Annotated in this window: 12 protein-coding genes, 1 tRNA gene and 1 pseudogene; 9 read left to right on the top strand and 5 right to left on the bottom strand. The window is 54.9% G+C overall.

Annotation, left to right across the window (positions count from 1 at the left end):
* Positions 1-10: 10 nt before the first annotated feature.
* The 4 genes from CX651_RS13010 to uvrA all read right to left on the bottom strand — a co-directional run bounded on the left by CX651_RS13010 (position 11) and on the right by uvrA (position 6250).
* The gene (locus CX651_RS13010; RefSeq protein WP_101056394.1) at positions 11-1795 is read right to left on the bottom strand and encodes a DEAD/DEAH box helicase; all 1785 of its coding nucleotides are present in this window, start codon (positions 1793-1795) and stop codon (positions 11-13) included.
* A 169-nt stretch (positions 1796-1964) separates the two neighbouring features.
* On the bottom strand, positions 1965-2996 hold the full coding sequence (locus CX651_RS13005; protein ID WP_229839754.1) for a M28 family peptidase: 1032 nt from the start codon (positions 2994-2996) through the stop codon (positions 1965-1967).
* A gap of 73 nt (positions 2997-3069) precedes the next feature.
* Positions 3070-3420: a hypothetical protein gene (locus CX651_RS13000; RefSeq protein ID WP_146225990.1), complete on the bottom strand. Its 351-nt coding sequence runs from the start codon at positions 3418-3420 to the stop codon at positions 3070-3072.
* A gap of 7 nt (positions 3421-3427) precedes the next feature.
* Positions 3428-6250 (bottom strand): excinuclease ABC subunit UvrA, encoded by a 2823-nt coding sequence (uvrA, locus tag CX651_RS12995; RefSeq protein ID WP_093983773.1) that lies wholly within the window; start codon positions 6248-6250, stop codon positions 3428-3430.
* 221 nt (positions 6251-6471) lie between these two features.
* Between uvrA and CX651_RS12990 the strand changes: the two genes are divergently transcribed.
* The 8 genes and pseudogenes from CX651_RS12990 to selB all read left to right on the top strand — a co-directional run.
* Positions 6472-7839 (top strand): MFS transporter, encoded by a 1368-nt coding sequence (locus CX651_RS12990; RefSeq protein WP_101056391.1) that lies wholly within the window; start codon positions 6472-6474, stop codon positions 7837-7839.
* Positions 7840-7872: 33 nt separating this feature from the next.
* Positions 7873-8568 carry a single-stranded DNA-binding protein gene (ssb, locus tag CX651_RS12985; RefSeq protein WP_101056390.1) on the top strand — a complete coding sequence of 232 codons (696 nt, stop codon included), beginning with the start codon at positions 7873-7875 and terminating at the stop codon, positions 8566-8568.
* Between the two features lie 904 nt (positions 8569-9472).
* Complete coding sequence (gene fdnG, locus CX651_RS12980; protein WP_101056389.1) at positions 9473-12487, top strand: formate dehydrogenase-N subunit alpha; 3015 nt, start codon at positions 9473-9475, stop codon at positions 12485-12487.
* 2 nt (positions 12488-12489) lie between these two features.
* Positions 12490-13413 (top strand): formate dehydrogenase subunit beta, encoded by a 924-nt coding sequence (gene fdxH / locus CX651_RS12975; RefSeq protein WP_039033520.1) that lies wholly within the window; start codon positions 12490-12492, stop codon positions 13411-13413.
* Positions 13410-14051, top strand: a complete 642-nt coding sequence (locus tag CX651_RS12970; RefSeq protein ID WP_039033519.1) for a formate dehydrogenase subunit gamma — start codon at positions 13410-13412, stop codon at positions 14049-14051. Before fdxH ends, CX651_RS12970 begins: the two co-directional genes overlap by 4 nt.
* Positions 14052-14966 carry a formate dehydrogenase accessory protein FdhE gene (fdhE, locus tag CX651_RS12965; RefSeq protein WP_039033518.1) on the top strand — a complete coding sequence of 305 codons (915 nt, stop codon included), beginning with the start codon at positions 14052-14054 and terminating at the stop codon, positions 14964-14966.
* A 67-nt stretch (positions 14967-15033) separates the two neighbouring features.
* Positions 15034-16455, top strand: coding sequence for an L-seryl-tRNA(Sec) selenium transferase (gene selA, locus CX651_RS12960; RefSeq protein ID WP_071238746.1), 1422 nt, complete (start codon positions 15034-15036; stop codon positions 16453-16455).
* Positions 16452-18287: pseudogene (gene selB, locus CX651_RS20365) on the top strand (selenocysteine-specific translation elongation factor); the annotation flags it as partial. The gene selA and the pseudogene selB, both read left to right, overlap by 4 nt.
* Before the next feature lie 69 nt (positions 18288-18356).
* On the opposite strand, the gene CX651_RS19875 reads toward selB, so the two are convergent.
* Positions 18357-18451: transfer RNA gene (locus CX651_RS19875), tRNA-Sec, on the bottom strand.
* 141 nt (positions 18452-18592) lie between these two features.
* Between CX651_RS19875 and fdhD the strand changes: the two genes are divergently transcribed.
* Positions 18593-19429: a formate dehydrogenase accessory sulfurtransferase FdhD gene (fdhD, locus tag CX651_RS12950; RefSeq protein ID WP_071238705.1), complete on the top strand. Its 837-nt coding sequence runs from the start codon at positions 18593-18595 to the stop codon at positions 19427-19429.
* Positions 19430-19510 lie beyond the last annotated feature (81 nt).

The raw sequence follows: 19510 nt of genomic DNA, 5'->3' as shown, positions 1-19510 counted from the left end.
ATCCGCTGGATCAGCTGCGGTCATCACGACGACGGGGCTTACGATCCGGACGGCGTTCGCCCGAGTGCTTGCGAGGGCGACGAGCAGGGCGCTGTTCACCTTCGAAGCTCTGGCTACCTGCTTCACGGATATTAATAGGCTTGCCGCATACCCGAACTTTCTTCAGGTGCGCCAGTACGTCTTTAGGCATACCGGCAGGCAGATCGACTGTAGTCAGAGAGTCAAACAGTTGGATTTGGCCTATGTAACGGCTGTCTATGCTGGCTTCATTGGCGATGGCACCCACGATATTGCCCACACCCACTCCGTGCTCACGACCCACATCCAGTACATAACGGCACATCTGCAGATCCGGGTTATCCTTCAGGGAATCGGCCTTGCCGAGATCGCCGGGAACCGGACGAGAGTCACGACGGCGCGAACCACGATCGTCGCGTGAGCTACGATCATCTCGGCTGTCACGCTGACGCTCCTGGATCGGAGGCAACTGCAGCGGACGCTCCTGCTGTACTTGTTGCAGCAGTGCGGCCGCCAGAATATCTGTGTCCACTTCCAACTGCTGACACAGTTGAGCCACGGCGCCCTTCATAAAGTCCAGCTCTTCGTTGGCTATGGTGGCAGCTACCTGATCGCCCAAACGTGACAGACGGCGCTCGGCCACAGTCTCAGGGCTTGGAACCTTCATTGGAGAAATACGGCTGTTGGTGGCACGCTCAATGGTGCGCAGCATGCGCATCTCTCTGTGAGTCACAAACAGAATCGCCATCCCGGTACGACCGGCGCGGCCGGTACGACCGATACGGTGTACATAGGCTTCGGTATCGTAAGGGATGTCATAGTTGACCACGTGACCGATACGCTCAACGTCCAGACCACGGGCAGCAACGTCGGTGGCAATCAAAATGTCCAGCTTACCGGACTTGAGTTGATCCACGGCGCGCTCACGGGCCTGTTGATTCATATCACCGTGCAGTGGTGATGAGGCGTAACCGCGGGCTTCCAGCTTCTCGGCCAGTTCCACACAGGAGTTACGGGTACGCACGAAGATGATGATACCTTCGGTGTTTTCCACTTCGAGCACACGTACCAGGGCTTCCAGTTTATTGTGCTGAGACACCTGTACAAAACGCTGTTCAATGGAGTCAACCGTGGTGTGGCTGGCGGCAATGCTGATGGTGGCAGGGTTGTTCAGGTGCTTATTGGCAACCCGCTTGATCTGCTCAGGCATAGTGGCAGAGAACAGTGCCAGCTGACGCTCGGCCGGAGTATGATCCAAGATCCACTCGATATCGTCGATAAAGCCCATTTTCAGCATTTCATCGGCTTCATCCAGCACCAGAGCCTTGAGGCTATCGAGCTTGAGGGTGCCACGGCGCATATGGTCCATGACTCGGCCTGGAGTACCAACGACTACCTGAGGGCCGCGACGCAGCGCCTGCAGCTGTTGGTGCATGCTTTGACCGCCATAGATAGGCAGTACATGGAAACCTTTCATGAATTTGGCGTAGCTTGAGAAAGCTTCAGCTACCTGTACCGCCAGTTCGCGGGTCGGTGCCAGCACCAGAATTTGCGGTGCGTTGAGGTTATGATCTGTTGCATTAAGCAGAGGCAGAGCGAAGGCACCGGTTTTACCTGTACCTGTCTGTGCCTGGCCAAGAATATCCTGGCCCGCCATCAGGGGGGCGATACTCGCGGCTTGAATTGGGGTCGGGTTCTCGTAGCCGAGCTCATCTAGAGCACGCAGCAATGCCTCGGAGAGGCCGAGTTCTCGGAAAGTTTTTTCACTGGATGACATGGGTTGTAGCCTTGTGGACGCGTCTGGATGACGCAGAAAGTTTCACAGACAGAAAATCAACCCCGTGTCGATTTCCCGCACCGAAAACGCCAGATTATAACAGCGAAATCTGCTATTTTCCACGACTAAAGGTGTTTTTATGGCAAATTTAAAGCAAATAGTAGGCCAACTATCGGTTTTGTAGCTGTTCCGATGGCAGTCGCAGCAGCAGATCGGCCGCTTCGGTCACGGCGCCGATAAAAGGATAATCCAGTCTGTCGGGCGTGTCATCACGGGTATGGTACTGGGCGTGGGCGGGAACGCCGAAATAGAGCCAGGGGATCCCAGCCTGGTGGAAGGGATAATGATCCGAGGCCCTGAGCCAGTCGCTGCGCTGCACGCTGCGACCAATAGGGCGCGGATGACTGGGGCGAATGCACAGCCCTGTGCCCGCCATCAGATAGGCGCTGAAGTCATCATAGTGGCGGAAATAGCGGCTGCCTTCGAGGTAGATGGCATAGGGAAGCCCGGGTCTGCCTATCATATCCAGATTGACCGCCAGCGAGATGTGCTCGGCAAAACCGCTTTGTTGCAATGCGCTCACCAAGGCCTTGCTGCCATAGAGTCCGGGTTCTTCGGCGTCACTGGCAATAAATAGCAGGTTATAGCGACTGGGCGCTTGTTTGACTCTTCGGGCTATGGCCAACAAGGCCGCCACGCCAGAGGCGTTGTCGTCGGCTCCCGGATAAAAGCCCGGGCCGCGATCGCCCAGGTGATCATAGTGGGCAATCAGCAGGCGCCACTCAGTGGTCGGTTCGGCAGCCGGCAGCCAGCCCAAAAGGTTGATGCCCCGAGCGTCGGCAAAGCCATCGACATAGTTGAATGAGTGTTGAAAGCCGCTCAGAGTCTCGGCCAGGGGCGGAAATACCGAAGTGAGCGGCTGCAGGCCGATTTGTTCAAAGCGCTCTGTGAGGTACTCGCGGGTCAGCGCAGCGCCTTGGGTGCCGCTGCGCCGACCTTGCAGCCTGGGCGAGGCAAGCATTTCGATATCCTGTTGCAGCTGCTTTGTCTCGGCCCAGTTCAGTTGAATCTCAGCGCCGCAGCGTTCGGGCGAACTGCTGCAACCGGCAGCAAGCATCGGCAATATCAATAGGAGTGCCCACAGCGGAGAGCGAATAGAGAGTGCCCACAGCGGCGGGTGGATAGAGAGTGTCATCGGCATCCTGCCTCCGGCAAGGGTAATCAACTCAAGCTATGTTGCAGTTTATACCATTCTCCGAGACAGGTTTGCCTGCTTATTTCGCGGCTTGTGCCACGCCGCCCTGATAGCCGGGCGGTAGGGGATTGCCGCCATGGCTGGCCGAAGGCGTATCTGCCTCTGCTCGGCCTTTGAGCTTGAATACCTCTATTCCCGATACCAAATGACGCTTGGCGCCTATGGTGACCAGAGTCGCCGGGGGCAGGGCACTGGGTTCAACCAGCGCCGTGCGGCCATCGGGCAGGGCGACGGTAGTGCCATCCGGGCCGGAATGGACCACTTCACCCAAATAGCGTTTGCAGTTGCCTACCAAGGGGTCCAAGGCTGCCAGTAATAAACCCGCCATACAGATAACCAGGGCCAATAACAGTAGTCTGTTGCCTGTCACAGTCACCTCACAGCATAGGTTTAAGGAAGCGGGCGGTATGGGACTCTGGATGCTCGGCTACCTGCTCCGGGGTGCCGGCCACCAGAATAGTGCCGCCACCCGAACCACCTTCCGGCCCCAGATCCACTATCCAGTCGGCTGTCTTGATCACATCCAGATTGTGTTCAATCACCACTATGGTGTTGCCCTGGGACTTGAGTCTGTGCAGTACATCCAGCAGCAGTTGGATATCGGCAAAGTGCAGCCCTGTGGTGGGTTCATCCAGAATATAGAGGGTCTTACCTGTATCCCGCTTCGACAGCTCTTTAGCCAGTTTGACCCGCTGAGCCTCGCCGCCGGAAAGGGTGGTGGCGCTCTGGCCCAAACGTATATAAGACAGACCGACATCCATCAGGGTTTGCAGTTTACGGGCAATGGCCGGCACCGCATCGAAGAACACACGGGCTTCCTCGACCGTCATCTGCAGCACTTCGTGAATGTTCTTACCCTTGTACTTCACTTCCAGCGTTTCACGGTTGTAGCGCTTGCCCTTACAGACATCGCAAGGCACGTACACATCCGGCAGGAAGTGCATCTCTACTTTGATAAGGCCGTCACCCTGACAGGCCTCACAGCGGCCGCCCTTGACATTGAAGGAGAAACGCCCCGGCTGATAGCCGCGGGTACGGGATTCCTGAGTCGCCGAAAACAGCTCGCGGATCGGGGTAAATATGCCGGTGTAGGTGGCCGGATTGGAGCGCGGCGTGCGGCCTATGGGGCTTTGATCTATGTCCACCACCTTGTCGCACAGCTCCATGCCCTCGATACGCTCATAGGGCGCCGGCTCTTCGGCGGTGGCGCCGTTGAGCATGCGATGGGCAATCTTGAAGAAGGTGTCGTTGATCAGGGTGGACTTGCCTGAGCCGGATACCCCGGTGACACAGGTCAGCAGCCCGACCGGGATCTCCAGATCCACCTGCTTGAGGTTGTTGCCGCTGGCACCGAACAGCTTGATCATCTTGCCGGGATCGCAGGGCACCCGACCTCCGGCCACAGTGATCTTTTTCTTGCCGGACATATATTGGCCGGTAACAGATGCTTCACAGGCCATGATGGCGTTGATGTCACCGTCACAGATCACTTCACCGCCATGCACCCCGGCGCCGGGGCCGATATCAATAATATGATCCGCCATGCGGATGGCGTCTTCATCGTGTTCAACCACAATCACAGTGTTGCCCAAGTCCCGCAGGTGAGTGAGGGTGTTGAGCAGGCGCTCGTTGTCGCGCTGATGCAAACCAATCGAAGGTTCATCGAGTACATACATCACCCCGACCAGACCGGCGCCAATTTGGCTGGCCAGACGGATCCGCTGCGCCTCGCCACCTGAGAGGGTTTCTGCCGAACGAGACAAACTCAGGTAGTTGAGGCCGACATTGACCAAAAAGCCCAGGCGATCGCCCACTTCCTTGAGGATCTTCTCGGCTATCTGTGCCTTTTGCCCCTCAAAGCCCAGGGTGGCGAAGTAGTCGCTGGCCTCGCCAATGGACCAGGTGGTCAACTCCGGCAGATTGATATTGCCGATAAATACGTTGCGGGCCTCTTCGCGCAGGCGTGAGCCGCCACAGCTGGAACAGGCCTGGTTGCTGATATATTTGGCCAGCTCTTCACGCACCGAGTTGGACTCTGTCTCCCGGTAGCGTCTGTCCATGTTGTTGAGGATGCCCTCGAACGGGTGGTTGCGAACCACTACATCGCCGCGGTCGTTGATATAACGGAAGGCGACATTCTCTTTGCCTGAGCCATAGAGCACTATCTTCTTCACTTTGGCAGGGAGATCGCCAAAGGGGGTTTCCACATCGAAGCCGTAATGCTCGGCCAGTGAGGTGAGCATCTGGAAATAGTAGAAGTTGCGTCTGTCCCAGCCTCGAATGGCGCCACCCGCCAGCGACAGCTCGTCGTTGGTGATCACCCGATCGGGATCGAAAAACTGCTGTACCCCGAGGCCGTCACAGGTCGGGCAGGCACCCGCTGGGTTGTTGAAGGAAAACAGCCTGGGTTCCAACTCGGCCATGGAGTAACCACAGTGAGGGCAGGCGAAGTTGGCGGAGAACAGTAACTCTTCATTGCTGCCTTCCTCCATGCTGGCTACAGTGGCCACACCGCCGGACAGCTCCAGTGCGGTTTCGAAAGATTCCGCCAGCCGCTGCTGCAGATCTTCGCGTACCTTGAAGCGGTCAACCACCACATCGATATTGTGTTTTACATGCAGATCCAGTGGCGGCGGGTCGGACAGATCGCACACCTCGCCATCGATCCGGGCGCGAATATAGCCCTGGGCCGCCAGGTTCTCCAGTAATTTGACATGTTCACCCTTGCGGCCCTGCACTACGGGGGCCAACAGCATCAGGCGCTCGCCTTCGGGGCGCTCCAGCACCTTGTCTACCATTTGGCTAACAGTTTGTGCCGCCAGCGGCTGGCCGTGAACCGGGCAACGGGGCTCACCCACGCGGGCAAACAGCAATCTGAGATAGTCGTAGATTTCGGTAATGGTTCCCACGGTAGAGCGCGGGTTGTGGGAAGTGGACTTCTGTTCAATCGAGATCGCCGGGCTCAGGCCTTCGATATGATCCACGTCCGGTTTTTCCATCAGACTCAAAAATTGGCGGGCATAGGCCGACAGGGATTCCACATAGCGCCGCTGACCTTCGGCGTAGAGGGTATCGAAGGCGAGAGAAGATTTACCCGAACCAGATAAGCCTGTAATAACAATGAGTTTGTCTCGGGGAATGGTCAGATTGATGTTCTTGAGATTGTGGGTTCTGGCACCGCGAATGTCTATCTTGTCCATCAGTCTCTACTTTGGCTAATCACTGGAGAAAAAGAGCACAAGTATCACATATTTTGCGCTGTGCCGATAGCGGCGGCGCATTTGTCCTACTGACAGCATACTGTCAGTAACAAGCCTTCAGTCGTGGGCTGAGGGCGACTTGGGTTTTTCTCTTTGAGCTGTTCAAAACCTTCGTGGTAACATGCGCTCCCTTAAAAAATTCTTAATCCAGGGCATAAACTATGGCCAACGGTGGACTTTCCGGCACAGAAAGAAAAGTCGCGTTCTCATTAGCCAGTGTATTTGGGCTGCGCATGATGGGCTTGTTCATGATCATGCCTGTCTTCGCGCTCTATGGACAAGATCTCAAAGGCTTCTCACCTCTGTGGGTGGGTATTGCCATCGGCGCCTATGGTCTGACTCAAGCGATACTGCAGATCCCCATGGGGATACTGTCAGACAGAATTGGCCGCAAGCCGGTTATCCTCGGCGGCCTGTTGGTGTTTGCCCTCGGCAGTGTCCTGGCGGCTATGTCCGACAGTATTTACGGCGTTGTCGCCGGCCGTGCTCTGCAGGGTATGGGCGCCATCGCCGCCGCGGTGCTGGCATTGGCGGCGGATCTTACCCGGGATGAGCAACGCACCAAGGTGATGGCTATCATAGGTATGTGCATAGGTTTCTCCTTTGCCTTGTCGCTGCTGGTGGGGCCTGTGGTGGCGCAGCATCTTGGGCTATCGGGCTTGTTTGCCCTGACTGCGGGCCTGGCGCTGCTGGGTATGCTGATAGTGCAACTGCTGGTGCCCAACCCTGTGGCCCATGCGCCCAAGGGCGATACCATGGCGGAACCGGGCAAGCTGAAAAATATGCTTAAAGATCCGCAGTTGTTTCGCCTCGATGCCGGTATTTTTATTCTGCATTTGGTGCTGACGGCGGTATTCGTGGCATTGCCGCTGGACTTGGTGGACGCAGGTCTTGTTAAAGAAAAGCACTGGATGCTGTATTTTCCGGCCTTTGTCGGCGCCTTCTTTTTGATGGTGCCGCTGATCATCATCGGCGTGAAGCGCAACAATACCAAGGGGATGTTTCAGTTTGCTTTGTTGATCATGCTGGCCTCTTTGCTGGCGATGGCGCTGTTTTCCCATAGTCTTTGGGTGTTGGCGTTGGCCATAGTGGCCTTCTTTACCGGCTTTAACTACTTGGAAGCCTCGCTGCCCAGCCTGATCGCCAAATTTTGTCCCGTGGGAGCCAAAGGCTCTGCCATGGGGGTGTATTCCACCAGTCAGTTTCTCGGCGCCTTCTGTGGCGGTTTGCTCGGTGGTGGCGCCTATCAAATCATGGGCGCTGCCGGAGTGTTTAGCGTGGCAGTGGTGCTGCTGATTATCTGGCTGGCATTGACCCTGGGAATGAAAAATCCTGTGCTGCTCAAGAGTTATACTCTAGAGGCCCAAGTGAGTGGCCGTGAGCAGGCGCAGAAGATGGCCGCCGAGCTTTCTCAATTGCCGGGGGTTGCCGAAGCCATAGTGGTTTTGGAAGAAAGAGTCGCTTACCTCAAGGTGAACGATCAATTCGATTTAAGACAAGCCAGAGCTGTGTTAGGCTCTGTCAATTAAGCTAAGTTTAAGTGAAAATCGCAGGAGATTTCGATGGCCAGTCGTGGTGTTAATAAGGTAATTCTGGTGGGCAATCTGGGGCAGGACCCAGAGGTGCGCTACATGCCAAACGGCAACGCCGTAGCGAATATCACAGTGGCCACCAGTGAGTCATGGAAGGACCAACAGGGCCAACAGCAAGAGCGTACCGAGTGGCACAGGGTTGTCATGTTCGGCAAGCTGGCTGAAATTGCCGGTGAGTACCTGCGCAAAGGCTCACAAGTGTATCTGGAAGGCAAGCTGCAGACCCGCAAGTGGAAAGATCAGAGCGGTCAGGATAAGTACACCACTGAAGTGGTTGTCGATATGGGCGGTACCATGCAGATGCTGGGTGGCCGTAACCAAAATCAAGGTGGTATGAGCCAGGGCGGCAATCAGGGCGGTATGAACCAAGGTGGTTACGGCGGTGGTCAGGCACAGTCTCAATACAATGCGCCACAGCAGTCCGGCGGCTATCAGCCCAAGCCTGCTCAGCAACCACAACAGCCACAGCAACCACAGCAGCAGTACAACGCGCCGCAGCAGCAAAGCTATGGTCAGCAGCAGAACTCAGGTTATGCGCCCAAGCCACAGCAGCCAGCGCCACAACAGGCGGCTCCACAGCAGCGTCCGGCACCACAGCCTCAGCCACAACAGCAGAACTACACGCCGGATCTGGATGACGGCTGGGATGATGATATCCCATTCTGAGGTCTATTGGAGATAGGCACTTGTGCTTGATACCAGAAAAAGCCACTGCAACTGCAGTGGCTTTTTGCTTGGCGCCTCTCGAGCGATAGGTGCTGTTCTTTTGCGGTAATAGCTTGAAGCTCGAAAACGGGCCATTGCTTGTTTGGCTCCGTCTCCTTGAACCTGACCAGGCCTTTAGCAATATTATCGGCGTCATGGACGCTTAACTGAGATGCTTTCCTGATAGGTACAGATGAGACTCTGCTGAGTGGCCTTTGGCTCAAATCAGTGTCCGCTATGCCTGATTCGCCAATAGCGGCAGGATATTTTTGATAAAAACTGACAATCTTTACATTTGTGAGTGGCTTATCTGTCGTTTAGTATTTGACTGTTTTTTAGGCGGTGGGTCAATTTGACTTGATGGCGGTTATTCTGTTCCTCCGGTTGGCTACTGCAGATAGTGTAAAGGTGTTAATGATGTAATACTTTGTTTTATCTGTTATATTCCTTCATTCAGTTATCTCCCCTTGTCTTCGCTGTCGGCTTTTTTAGCACTATTCTTTTCTCTTTCCCGTCGATTGAGTCTCATTTAATGGTTATTCATCCTGCTTTTTTATTGCTGGGACAAAATTTACCTATGCATTTGGACAAAATGTCTTTTGGTGCAATTTTTGTTCGTTTTGGTGTTATAAACCATTTTTTGTTTTATTGCTGGGTTTTAATGCTGATTCTGGTTGGCTTTGTGGTTCAATTTGTCATAGCTACCCCTTTGTGATCTTGGTCTCGTGTCATTATTTGTTATCCTGAGTGTCTTTAAGGATAATCTTGCGCAGAGTGTGGTCTTTGATTCGACTGCACTTGGCAGGTCGCAGCCAAGGGTTGCGACCCCCATCAAAACTCATAACGACAAGAGTGTGAGGACGCTATGAACAGACGTCAGTTTTTCAAACTGTGCGCTGCCGGGGCGGCAACTTCAGCCATATCTGCGCTGGGGTTGTTGTCCGAGAAGGCTTATGCCGCAGTTCGGGAATTCAAACTACTCAGAGCTAAAGAGACCCGCAACAACTGCCCGTATTGCTCGGTGGGTTGTGGCTTGCTTATGTATAGCCAAGGCAGCGGTGGCAAAAACTCTGAACATGCCATTTTTCATATTGAAGGTGATGCCGATCATCCGGTAAACCGTGGGGCGCTCTGCCCTAAAGGCGCAGGCCTGGTGGACTATGTCAACAGTCCGCACCGTCTGCAGTACCCAGAGTATCGCGCTCCGGGTAGCAATGAATGGAAGCGCATCAGTTGGGGCGAAGCTTACAAGCGTATTGCCCGTTTGATGAAAGACGATCGTGATGCCAACCTGATTGAGAAAAACGCCGATGGCGTAACAGTCAACCGTTGGTTGACTACAGGGATGATGACCTCATCCGGTATGGCGAACGAGAGTGGTTTTGCGACTCAAAAGTTTGCTCGTTCTCTTGGCTTAGTCGCCATCGATACCATTGCACGTAACTGACACTCCCCAACGGTAGCAAGTCTTGCTCCAACATTTGGGCGCGGTGCCATGACCAACCACTGGATCGACATCAAGAACTCTAATGTAGTGATCATTATGGGCGGTAATGCTGCAGAAGCGCACCCTGTCGGTTTCGGCTGGGTCACGGAAGCTATGCAACATAACAATGCCAAATTGATTGTGGTTGACCCTCGTTTCAACCGTAGTGCTGCTTTGGCCGATCACTATGCTCCTATCCGCTCAGGCACAGACATTGCGTTCTTGCTGGGTGTGATCCGCTATCTGATCTCCACCAACCAGATCAACTTCGACTATGTGAAGGCCTATACCAACGCCAGCTATCTGGTGCGGGAAGACTTTGAATTCCACGAAGGTCTGTTCTCAGGTTTTGATGAAGAGAAGGGCGACTACGATAAAGAATCCTGGTTCTATCAACTCGACGAAAACGGCTATGCCAAGGTGGATGAATCCCTTGAGCACCCTCGTTGTGTGTGGAACCTGCTGAAACAGCACGTAGAACGTTACGACTTTGCCACTGTCAGCAACATCACAGGGACACCGGCAGACGACTACCAAGTGGTCTGTGAGGCGATTGGCAGCACTTACACCAAAGACAGGGCGGCGACCTTTATGTATGCCCTGGGCTGGACTCACCATAGTAAGGGTGCGCAGAACATTCGTACCATGGCGATGGTGCAGTTGCTGTTGGGTAACATTGGCCAGTTGGGCGGTGGGGTTAACGCCTTGCGTGGTCACGCCAACGTTCAGGGCTCGACCGATATGGGTCTGCTGTGTCAGAGCTTACCGGGCTACCTTAAGCTGCCCAATGATAAAGACGTCAATCTGCAGACTTATCTGGGCCACTATACGCCTAAGCCGTTGCGTCCGGGTCAAACCAACTATTGGCAAAACTATCCCAAGTTCTTTATTTCGCAAATGAAGGGCTTCTGGGGCGAGCATGCCACAGCTGAAAACGACTTTGGTTATGACTGGTTGCCTAAGTGGGATCAGATGTATGACTTTGGCCGCTATCTCGACATGATGTATCGCGGTCAGATCAACGGTTGTATTGTGCAGGGGGTTAACGCGATTAACTCTATGCCTAACCGCAACAAGAACCTCAAGGCGCTGAGCAAGCTCAAGTATTTGATTGTACTTGATAACTTGGCATCTGAAACTGCGACCTTCTGGCAAAATGAGCCGGATTACAACGAAGTTGATACCGCCAGTATCCAAACGGAAGTGTTCCGTCTGCCCACAACCTGTTTTGCCGAGGAAGAAGGTTCCATCGTCAACTCGGGTCGCTGGATGCAGTGGCATTACAAGGGTGCCAATGCTCCCGGCGAATCCATGCCCGACTCTGAGATTGTGGCCGGTATTTTGCTGGAGATGAAAAAGCTGTATCGCGAAGAGGGCGGCAAACTGCCTGAGCCTGTGGAAGCGGTCAAGTGGGACTATGCCGATCCGCATAACCCAAGCTCGGTGGAGCTGACCAAAGAGTTGAACGGATACGATGTTAACACCGGCCGTCAACTGAGCAGCTTTAGTGAACTCAAGGACGATGGCAGCACCGCCTGTGCCTGTTGGATCTATGCCGGTTCCTGGACCGAGCAAGGCAACCAGATGGCACGCCGCGACAACCATGATCCATCCGGCAAGGGGATTACCCCTGGATGGGCATTTGCTTGGCCTGCCAACCGCCGAGTGCTCTACAACCGCGCCTCTTGTGATGTCAACGGTAAGCCTTGGGATCCAAACCGCACCATAGTCGAGTGGAAAGATGGCAAGTGGGAAGGCATAGACGTGCCTGACTTCAACGCCAAGCTCAATCCACAGGACAGCGCGCACCCATTTATCATGCAGGCAGAAGGCGTGGGCCGTTTGTTCGCCCTGAAGCTGCTGAAAGAAGGGCCGTTCCCTGAGCACTATGAGCCGGTGGAATCACCAATCGGGACCAACCCATTGCATCCTAAAGTGGTGCACAGCCCAGTGCTGCGTTGGTTTGAGGGTGTGAAAGAAACCATAGGCACCAAAGAGGAGTTCCCTTACGCCTGTACCACATACTCGCTCACTGAACACTTTAACTTCTGGACGACTCACTGCCGTTTGGCGGCGATCTCCATGCCAGAGACCTTTGTGGAAATGAACGAGCAGTTGGCAGCAGAAAAAGGCATCAAGAATGGTGATTTGGTGAAGGTGAGCTCCAAGCGTGGCCACATCTTTACCAAGGCTCTGGTGACCAAGCGTTTGCAGCCACTGCAAGTCAATGGTCAAACGGTACACACCCTGGGTATTCCACGTCACGGTAGTCATAACGCCCTCACCAAGAAGGCATATACCTGTAACGTGCTGACCACAGAGATGGGTGATGCCAACACGGGTGTTCCTGAGTACAAAGCGTTCCTGGTGAACGTTGAGAAGGCGGAGGTCTGATAATGGCAACACAAGATATTATTCGACGCTCAGGCACCTCAGCGGCAACGCCGGCATCGCAAACTCGGATTGGTGATATCAAGCAGGTTGCAAAACTGTTTGATGCGACCAAGTGTAACGGTTGTAAGGCCTGTCAGGTGGCGTGTTCCGAATGGAACGATCTGCGTGAAGAAGTGGGCAGTTTCGAGGGAAGTTATCAAAACCCGATGAAACTCTCCGGCCAGGTCTGGACCTTGATGGAGTACAACGAGGTGATGGACGAGCGCAACAAGTTGCGCTGGCAGTTCACTCACTCAGCTTGTATGCACTGCGCCGATCCCGCCTGTCTCAAGGCGTGTTCGACCGCAGGCGCCATTATCCAGCACGCCAACGGGGTAGTGGATTTCGATTCAGACAAGTGTGTTGGTTGCGGTTACTGCGCCAGTGCCTGTCCGTTCGATATCCCTAAAATCGACCCCAAGGACAACAAGGCCTACAAGTGCACCATGTGTTCCGACCGCCTGGCGGTCGGGCTGGAGCCTTCTTGCGTCAAGACCTGTACCACAGGCGCACTGCGCTTCGGTACTCGTGAAGACATGTTGTTCTATGCCGACAAGCGGGTGGCCGAGCTCAAGGAGCGTGGCTTTGCCAAGGCCGGGTTGTACAACCCGGAAGGTGTGGGTGGCACAGCGATGATGATGATATTGCACGATGTCACTCAGCCTGAAAGCTACAACATGCCGGAAGATCCGCAGATCCCACTGTCTGTCACTCTGTGGCAGGACTGGGTCAAGCCTTTGGGTACTGTGGGGATCCTGGCAACCGCCGCCGTGGCTTGTCTGCACAAGATCACCGTTGGCCGCAACATAGTCGAAGAGGATCAACCCGGTTATCAGCCGCCTGAGGAAGATCAGCAAGCGGCTCAGAAAGAGGAGGACGGCAAATGAGCAAGCATCACAAGCAAGAGATGATAGTGCGTCATAAGCTGTTTGACCGCATCTGCCACTGGTTCATTGTGGCGGCAGGTTTGGTCACCTTTCTGACCGGGTTTTCGTTCTTTTATCCTTCCTTCCAGTGGATGGGGGCTATTGCGGGCACGCCTCAATTGGCGCGCTTCGTTCACCCCATTGCCGGGTTGTTTATGTGTCTGCCGCTGATGTTGATGTTGGTGCGTTATTACCATCACAACAAGTGGGAGAAGAACGACCTGAAATGGATGCTGTCCATCAAGGATGTGATGTTTGAGAACGAGGACAAGATCCCGCCTATCGGCCATTACAACCCTGGGCAAAAGGTGCTGTTCCGTGCTTTCGTGGTGACCTCCATCGGACTGACGGTGACAGGCTTCATCATGTGGCAGCCCTATTTTGCACCTTATTTCTCAGCCACAACCATTGGCTGGGCGATTTTGGTGCATGCCATCTGTGCCCTCATCATGCTGATTTTCGTGATGGTGCACTTCTGGATGGCGACCTGGGTAGAAGGTTCGGTTGCGGGCATGCTCTACGGCAAGGTCTCCAAGGCCTGGTGCCGTAAGCACCACCCCAGAATGCTGGAAGAAGATTCGGAAGCGGAGAAACACTAAATGAGTCAAACAGCCGAGATACCCCTGGCCCCCGGCAGCGAGTCGCCGCTGGAGCTCAAACCACTGAAAGCCGCCGATCCTGTCAGCGTTTATCTGCGCAGAGCCAAGCGTCTGGAAGTGTTGGCCAAGGACTCGCCGCTGGCTGATTACCTGGAGCTGTGTCGCCGTTTGGTCGCCGTACAGGCCAAACTGGCGGCGGAGGAAGACTTCGGCCTTCCTCCCGCCTGGGACAAGTCCGAGGGATTGCCCCTCGCAGACTTGGGCCCCAGTGCCGACAGCTATTGGCAGAGTTTGCTGCAGCAACTGCTCAGTGAACTCCTGCCTCAGGTGGATGAGTCGGTCGCCCGGGTGCTGCGTCTTTTGATGCAACAGGCGCCCGAGCAATTGAGTGCCTGGGGGCAGGCGCTGCGTCAGGGCAACCTGAGTGCAGTGCCCGCCAGGTTCAGTCTGTTTCTGTGGGCTGCCATGGGGCTTTATTGGTCTCACTGGGCGCCGGCAGTCATTCAGCGCATGGATCAGCGCCAGGTCAAACAGCAGAGCCTGTGTCCGGTTTGTGGCAGTCATCCGGTTGCCAGCGTGATAGTCGATGAACCCAGAGCCGGTTTGCGTTATCTGCATTGCAGCCTGTGTGAGAGCGAGTGGCACTTCATACGTGCCCATTGCACTTGCTGCGGGCATGACAAGGAAATGACCCTCTGGTCTTTGGACGACTATCAGGCCGAAGTTCGCATCGAAAGCTGCGAGGCTTGTCATGGTTATACCAAGATGATGTTCCTCGAAAAGTCACCGCTAATGGATGTGGCCGCCGACGATTTGGCAACCCTGATGCTCGACAGTCAGCTCAATGAGAAAGGCTATGGTGCCACCACAGTCAATCCCTTGTTGCTGGCTCACGAGACGGAAGACAGCGAGTAACTAGCTCGTTAGTAACGAAAGCCGGGAGGGCTTAGGCCCTCCCTTTATTCAGTCAATGATGAAACAGATGATGACCCAAACTGCCGATACCCTCAAAGACCTCTATCGGGCTTTGCCTTCCATGGATAGCCTGCTGGCCGAGCCAGCACTGGCTCCGCTGCTGAGCCGCTTTGGCAAGGCCGCCGTCAAACAGGCGCTGGATGGACAACTTCGGCTGGCAAGAGCCGGGATAGGCCGTGAGCAACGCCTGCCCGACTGGTGTCACTCACACCAAGCCTTGTATGGCATTTTGGTTGATCAGCTGTCCAGCGATTATCGCCACAGTTTAAGGCCGGTATGGAACCTCACCGGCACCCTGCTGCACACCAACCTGGGACGGGCGCAGCAGTCCGAGGCGGCCATCGAGGCCGTTACTTCTGTGATGCGTTACCCGACCCCACTGGAATTTGAGCTGCAGGCCGGCAAGCGCGGCCATAGAGACAATGCCGTCAGCTCGCTTATTCACCGCCTCACCGGCGCCGATGCTTGCTGTGTGGTTAACAACAATGCCGCCGCCGTGCTGTTGATGCTGTCGGCGGTGGCCGCCGGTAAAGAGGTGATAGTTTCCCGCGGTGAGCTGGTGGAAATAGGCGGCGCCTTCCGGATCCCCGATATCATGCGTCAGGCCGGAGTGACGTTAGTGGAAGTGGGCAGCACCAACCGAACCCATCTCAGGGATTACGAGCAGGCGATAACCGACAACACCGCCGCCATCATGAAGGTGCACACCAGTAACTATCATATTCAGGGCTTTACCGCCTCGGTGGAAGAGTCACGGCTGGCGACATTGTGCCGCGAGCATGATATTTCGCTGATCTCGGATCTCGGCAGCGGCTCGCTCACCGACTTGCGCCGCTTCGGGCTCAAGCAGGAACCTACTCCGCAGGCGATGCTGGCCGATGGCGTCGATTTGGTGAGCTTCTCCGGCGACAAGCTGCTCGGTGGCCCTCAGTCGGGATTAATAGTCGGCAAACAGTCGCTTATCAATAAGTTGCAAAGCCATCCGCTCAAGCGGGCGCTGCGCTGCGATAAGCTGATTCTGGCGGCGCTGGAAGCCACACTGATCCACTATCTCAACCCGGAAACCCTGGATACTGAACTGCCTATGATGGTCAAGTTCGGCCGCAGTCAGCAGCAACTCAAGCTGCTTGGCAGCCGTTTGCACCAGGCGTTGCAGCCCCTGTTTGCCCCCGGTTATCAACTGCAGCTGGTGGAGTGCCGCACCCAGGTGGGCAGCGGCTCACAGCCGGATACCTTCCTGCCTTCGGTGGCACTGGCGTTCAGTGCCAATCCGGGGGCTAGCCTGATTGAGCTTGAGCAACATTTCAAGCAGGCCGAACGGCCGGTGATCGGCCGGATCAGCAATGAGCAACTGCTGCTGGATCTGCGCGGGGTCGACGATGAAGCCGAGCTGCTGGCCGAGCTGAGCACCTTGGGAGTGTCGCTGTGATCTTGGTAACCGCTGGCCATGTAGACCATGGCAAGACCAGTCTTATTCGGGCCTTGACAGGGCAAAATACCGACAGATTGCCGGAAGAGAAACGCCGCGGCATGACCATAGATCTGGGTTATGCCTTTATGTCGTTTGCCGACGAACAACGGCTGGCCTTTATCGATGTGCCGGGTCATGAAAAGTTTATCAACAACATGCTGGTGGGCGTCAGTCATGCCAGACACGCGCTCTTGGTGCTGGCCTGTGATGACGGCGTGATGCCGCAGACCCGCGAACACCTGCAGATTTTAGCCATGTTGCCGCTTGAGAGCCTGACACTGGTGCTTACCAAGAGTGACCTGGTGGAGCGGGCCCGCATCGATGAAGTGGTTGCAGAGAGTGAGGCTCTGCTCTGTGAGTTTGCCCTCAAGGCCTCCGGTGTGTTTAGCGTTTCGGCCAGCAATGGCCAGGGGATTGAATCGCTGAGGGACCATATTCTGGCGCTGGCAGCGAGCGAGCTGCAGCATGAGAAGGCTTGCGTTGCCGCAGACGCGCAGCAGGCCTTTCGCCTGACCCTGGATCGCGCCTTCAGTGTCAAAGGCGCCGGTTGGGTGGTCACGGGCACAGTGATCAGTGGCAGTGCCAATGTTGGTGATAACCTTTATAGCTCGGGTCAGAAAGACAAGCTGAGGATCCGCGGCATTCACTGCCAGGGACAGGAGTCGCAGACGGCGTTGCCGGGCACCCGGGTCGCCCTCAATCTCAGTGGTGTTGATAACCACAGGGCGCCGCAACGCGGCGATTGGCTCAGTAGTTTGCCCCAGCCGGACGCCTGTGGTCGCCCTGTGGTGCAGATCCGCGCCTTTGAACCTGTGACTCACTGGCAGAGCGTACATTGCCACCACGGCGCCGATCATACTCTGGGACGCATATCCCAGTTAACCGAGGCCGATGAGCGCGGCTACTGCCTGGCTGAGCTGGTGCTGGATAAGCCGCTGTTGTTATGTCAGGACGACCCTATAGTGCTGCGTCACGCCAGTGGCAAGCACACCCTGGGCGCCGGTAGAGTGCTGGCGCTGACAGTTCCCAATCGCAAGAAACGCACCGACGAGCGGCTCGCTCTTATTGGCTGTCTCGCCGATGCCGAAACACCGGCCACTGCACTGGCTTACCTAGGTAAACAGCAGGCCTTGGCTGTGGCTGACTTGGCCTGGCGCTGGCAACTGACTGAAGCCGGTTTGACTCGACTCATTCAGGAGGCCGGACTCAGCCGCCACGGCAGTTTCCTGTTGGCACCTGAACTGCTGGAAGCCGAGCAACAGCTCTATTTGTCACTGCTGGAGCAATACCATCAGCAGCACCCGGATCAATTGGGGCTGGGGCGCAATCGCCTGTTGCGTATGAGTCACAGCAAGTTCCCCTTGCCACTGGCCAGTTTGATCCTGGAGCGCCTCTGTCGCGATCGCCGCATGGTGCTGCGCGGAGCCTTGTTGCAGTTACCGCAGCACAGAATGACCTTGGACCCTCAAGCCGAAGCCTGTTGGCAGCGTTTATCCCCCTGGCTGGAACAGCAGGATACTCCTGTGTGGGTGACTGAGATGGCCGAATATCTTGAGCTGGAGCCGGGTGAGCTGCGGCCGCTGTGTTTCCAGTTGGTGCAGCAAGGGTTTATTACCGCCGTGGTGAAAGACAGATACCTGCTCAGCAGTAAGCTGTGTCACTACGCCGATCTTATTCGCGGTCATTTAGCGCAAAAGGGGCAACTGGAAACCGCTGAGTTCAAGGCGATGATAGGTCTTGGTCGCAAAGTGAGTATCCAACTGTTGGAGTTTTTCGATCGCAGCGGTTTTACCCGCAGGAAATATCGCAGTAACAGTCGGGAGATCCGGGACGCTGAACTTTTCTGGTCCCATGAAGATTGGCGGAAGAACATAGGAGTCGAACCTACCCGGGACTGCTGGCAGCCCCACCCGGATTTGAAGTCCGGACGCCTCACCGGAGACGACGTTCTTCCATCGAAAGACAGGGAGATAATAGAAAATGAATTCAGTTGAAGCAACCCTGTTTTTATTTACTTTATGAGTTTGTGATATAGCTCTTATTTTATTTTAAAGTCTGTAAATTTTTATTATTTAGATAGGTTCAGAGGGTACTTATGGATTATTATTCGCATGACGTTGTCACCGAGAAACAAGTCACCCTTATGGAACAAGGGCAGGCTTCGGAATTAACTGACTATTTAGCGAACGAAGTGAGAATCGCCCTGGTATATAACGGCATTTCCCATACAGTAATGTTGGCCAGTCCGCAGGATCTTGAAGCCTTTGCTATCGGCTTTACTCTGTCGGAGCGCATAGTTAGAAACATAAATGAAATCAAGGGTGTTGAGCTGGAATATACCGAAGAAGGTGTGCTGGTTCAGATTGAGATAACCCAAAGATGTTTCATGGAATTAAAGCAACAAAGACGCAATATGGCCGGTAGAACCGGTTGTGGACTTTGCGGTGTTGCCCAACTTGAAGAAGCGGTTAAACCTGTTATTCGAGTTGATAATGGTGCCGAGTTTAATATCAACAATTTAAAGGTTGCTTTGAATTTTGTTAAGGACAATCAACAGCATTTTAAATTAACTGGCGCCACCCATGCTGCAATGGGTTTAAATAATGATGGGCATATTATTGATGCCTATGAAGATATTGGAAGACATATAGCACTGGATAAGTTAATTGGTGCCTTTTCACAGAAACATGCCGAGCGGCCAATCGCGGTTTTATTGACCAGCAGAGCCAGTTTCGAGATGGTGCAAAAGGCTGCCAGTGCCAATATTCAGATTCTTTTTGCCATGTCCGCCGTGACCTCACTGGCGTTGGAGTTGGCCGAGAAGAGCAACATCACGCTGGTGGGCTTTTGCCGCAACGGTCGTGCGACGCTCTACACCCATGGTCACAGACTGACGGGGTTGAGCCGCGATCGCCTGGCCAAGGCCATTTAAGTAAGTAAAGACAAAGTCCTCGCGGGACTTGTTCGCCCTTTCTTTAGCACAGCGCCTACTGTCTGCTCATCATCGTTGTTA

It is taken from the genome of Shewanella chilikensis (assembly GCF_002836945.1).
Taxonomy (GTDB): domain Bacteria; phylum Pseudomonadota; class Gammaproteobacteria; order Enterobacterales; family Shewanellaceae; genus Shewanella; species Shewanella chilikensis.
The sequence above is the reverse complement of the archived record's forward strand: the minus strand, read 5'-3'. Positions and strand labels throughout refer to the sequence as shown.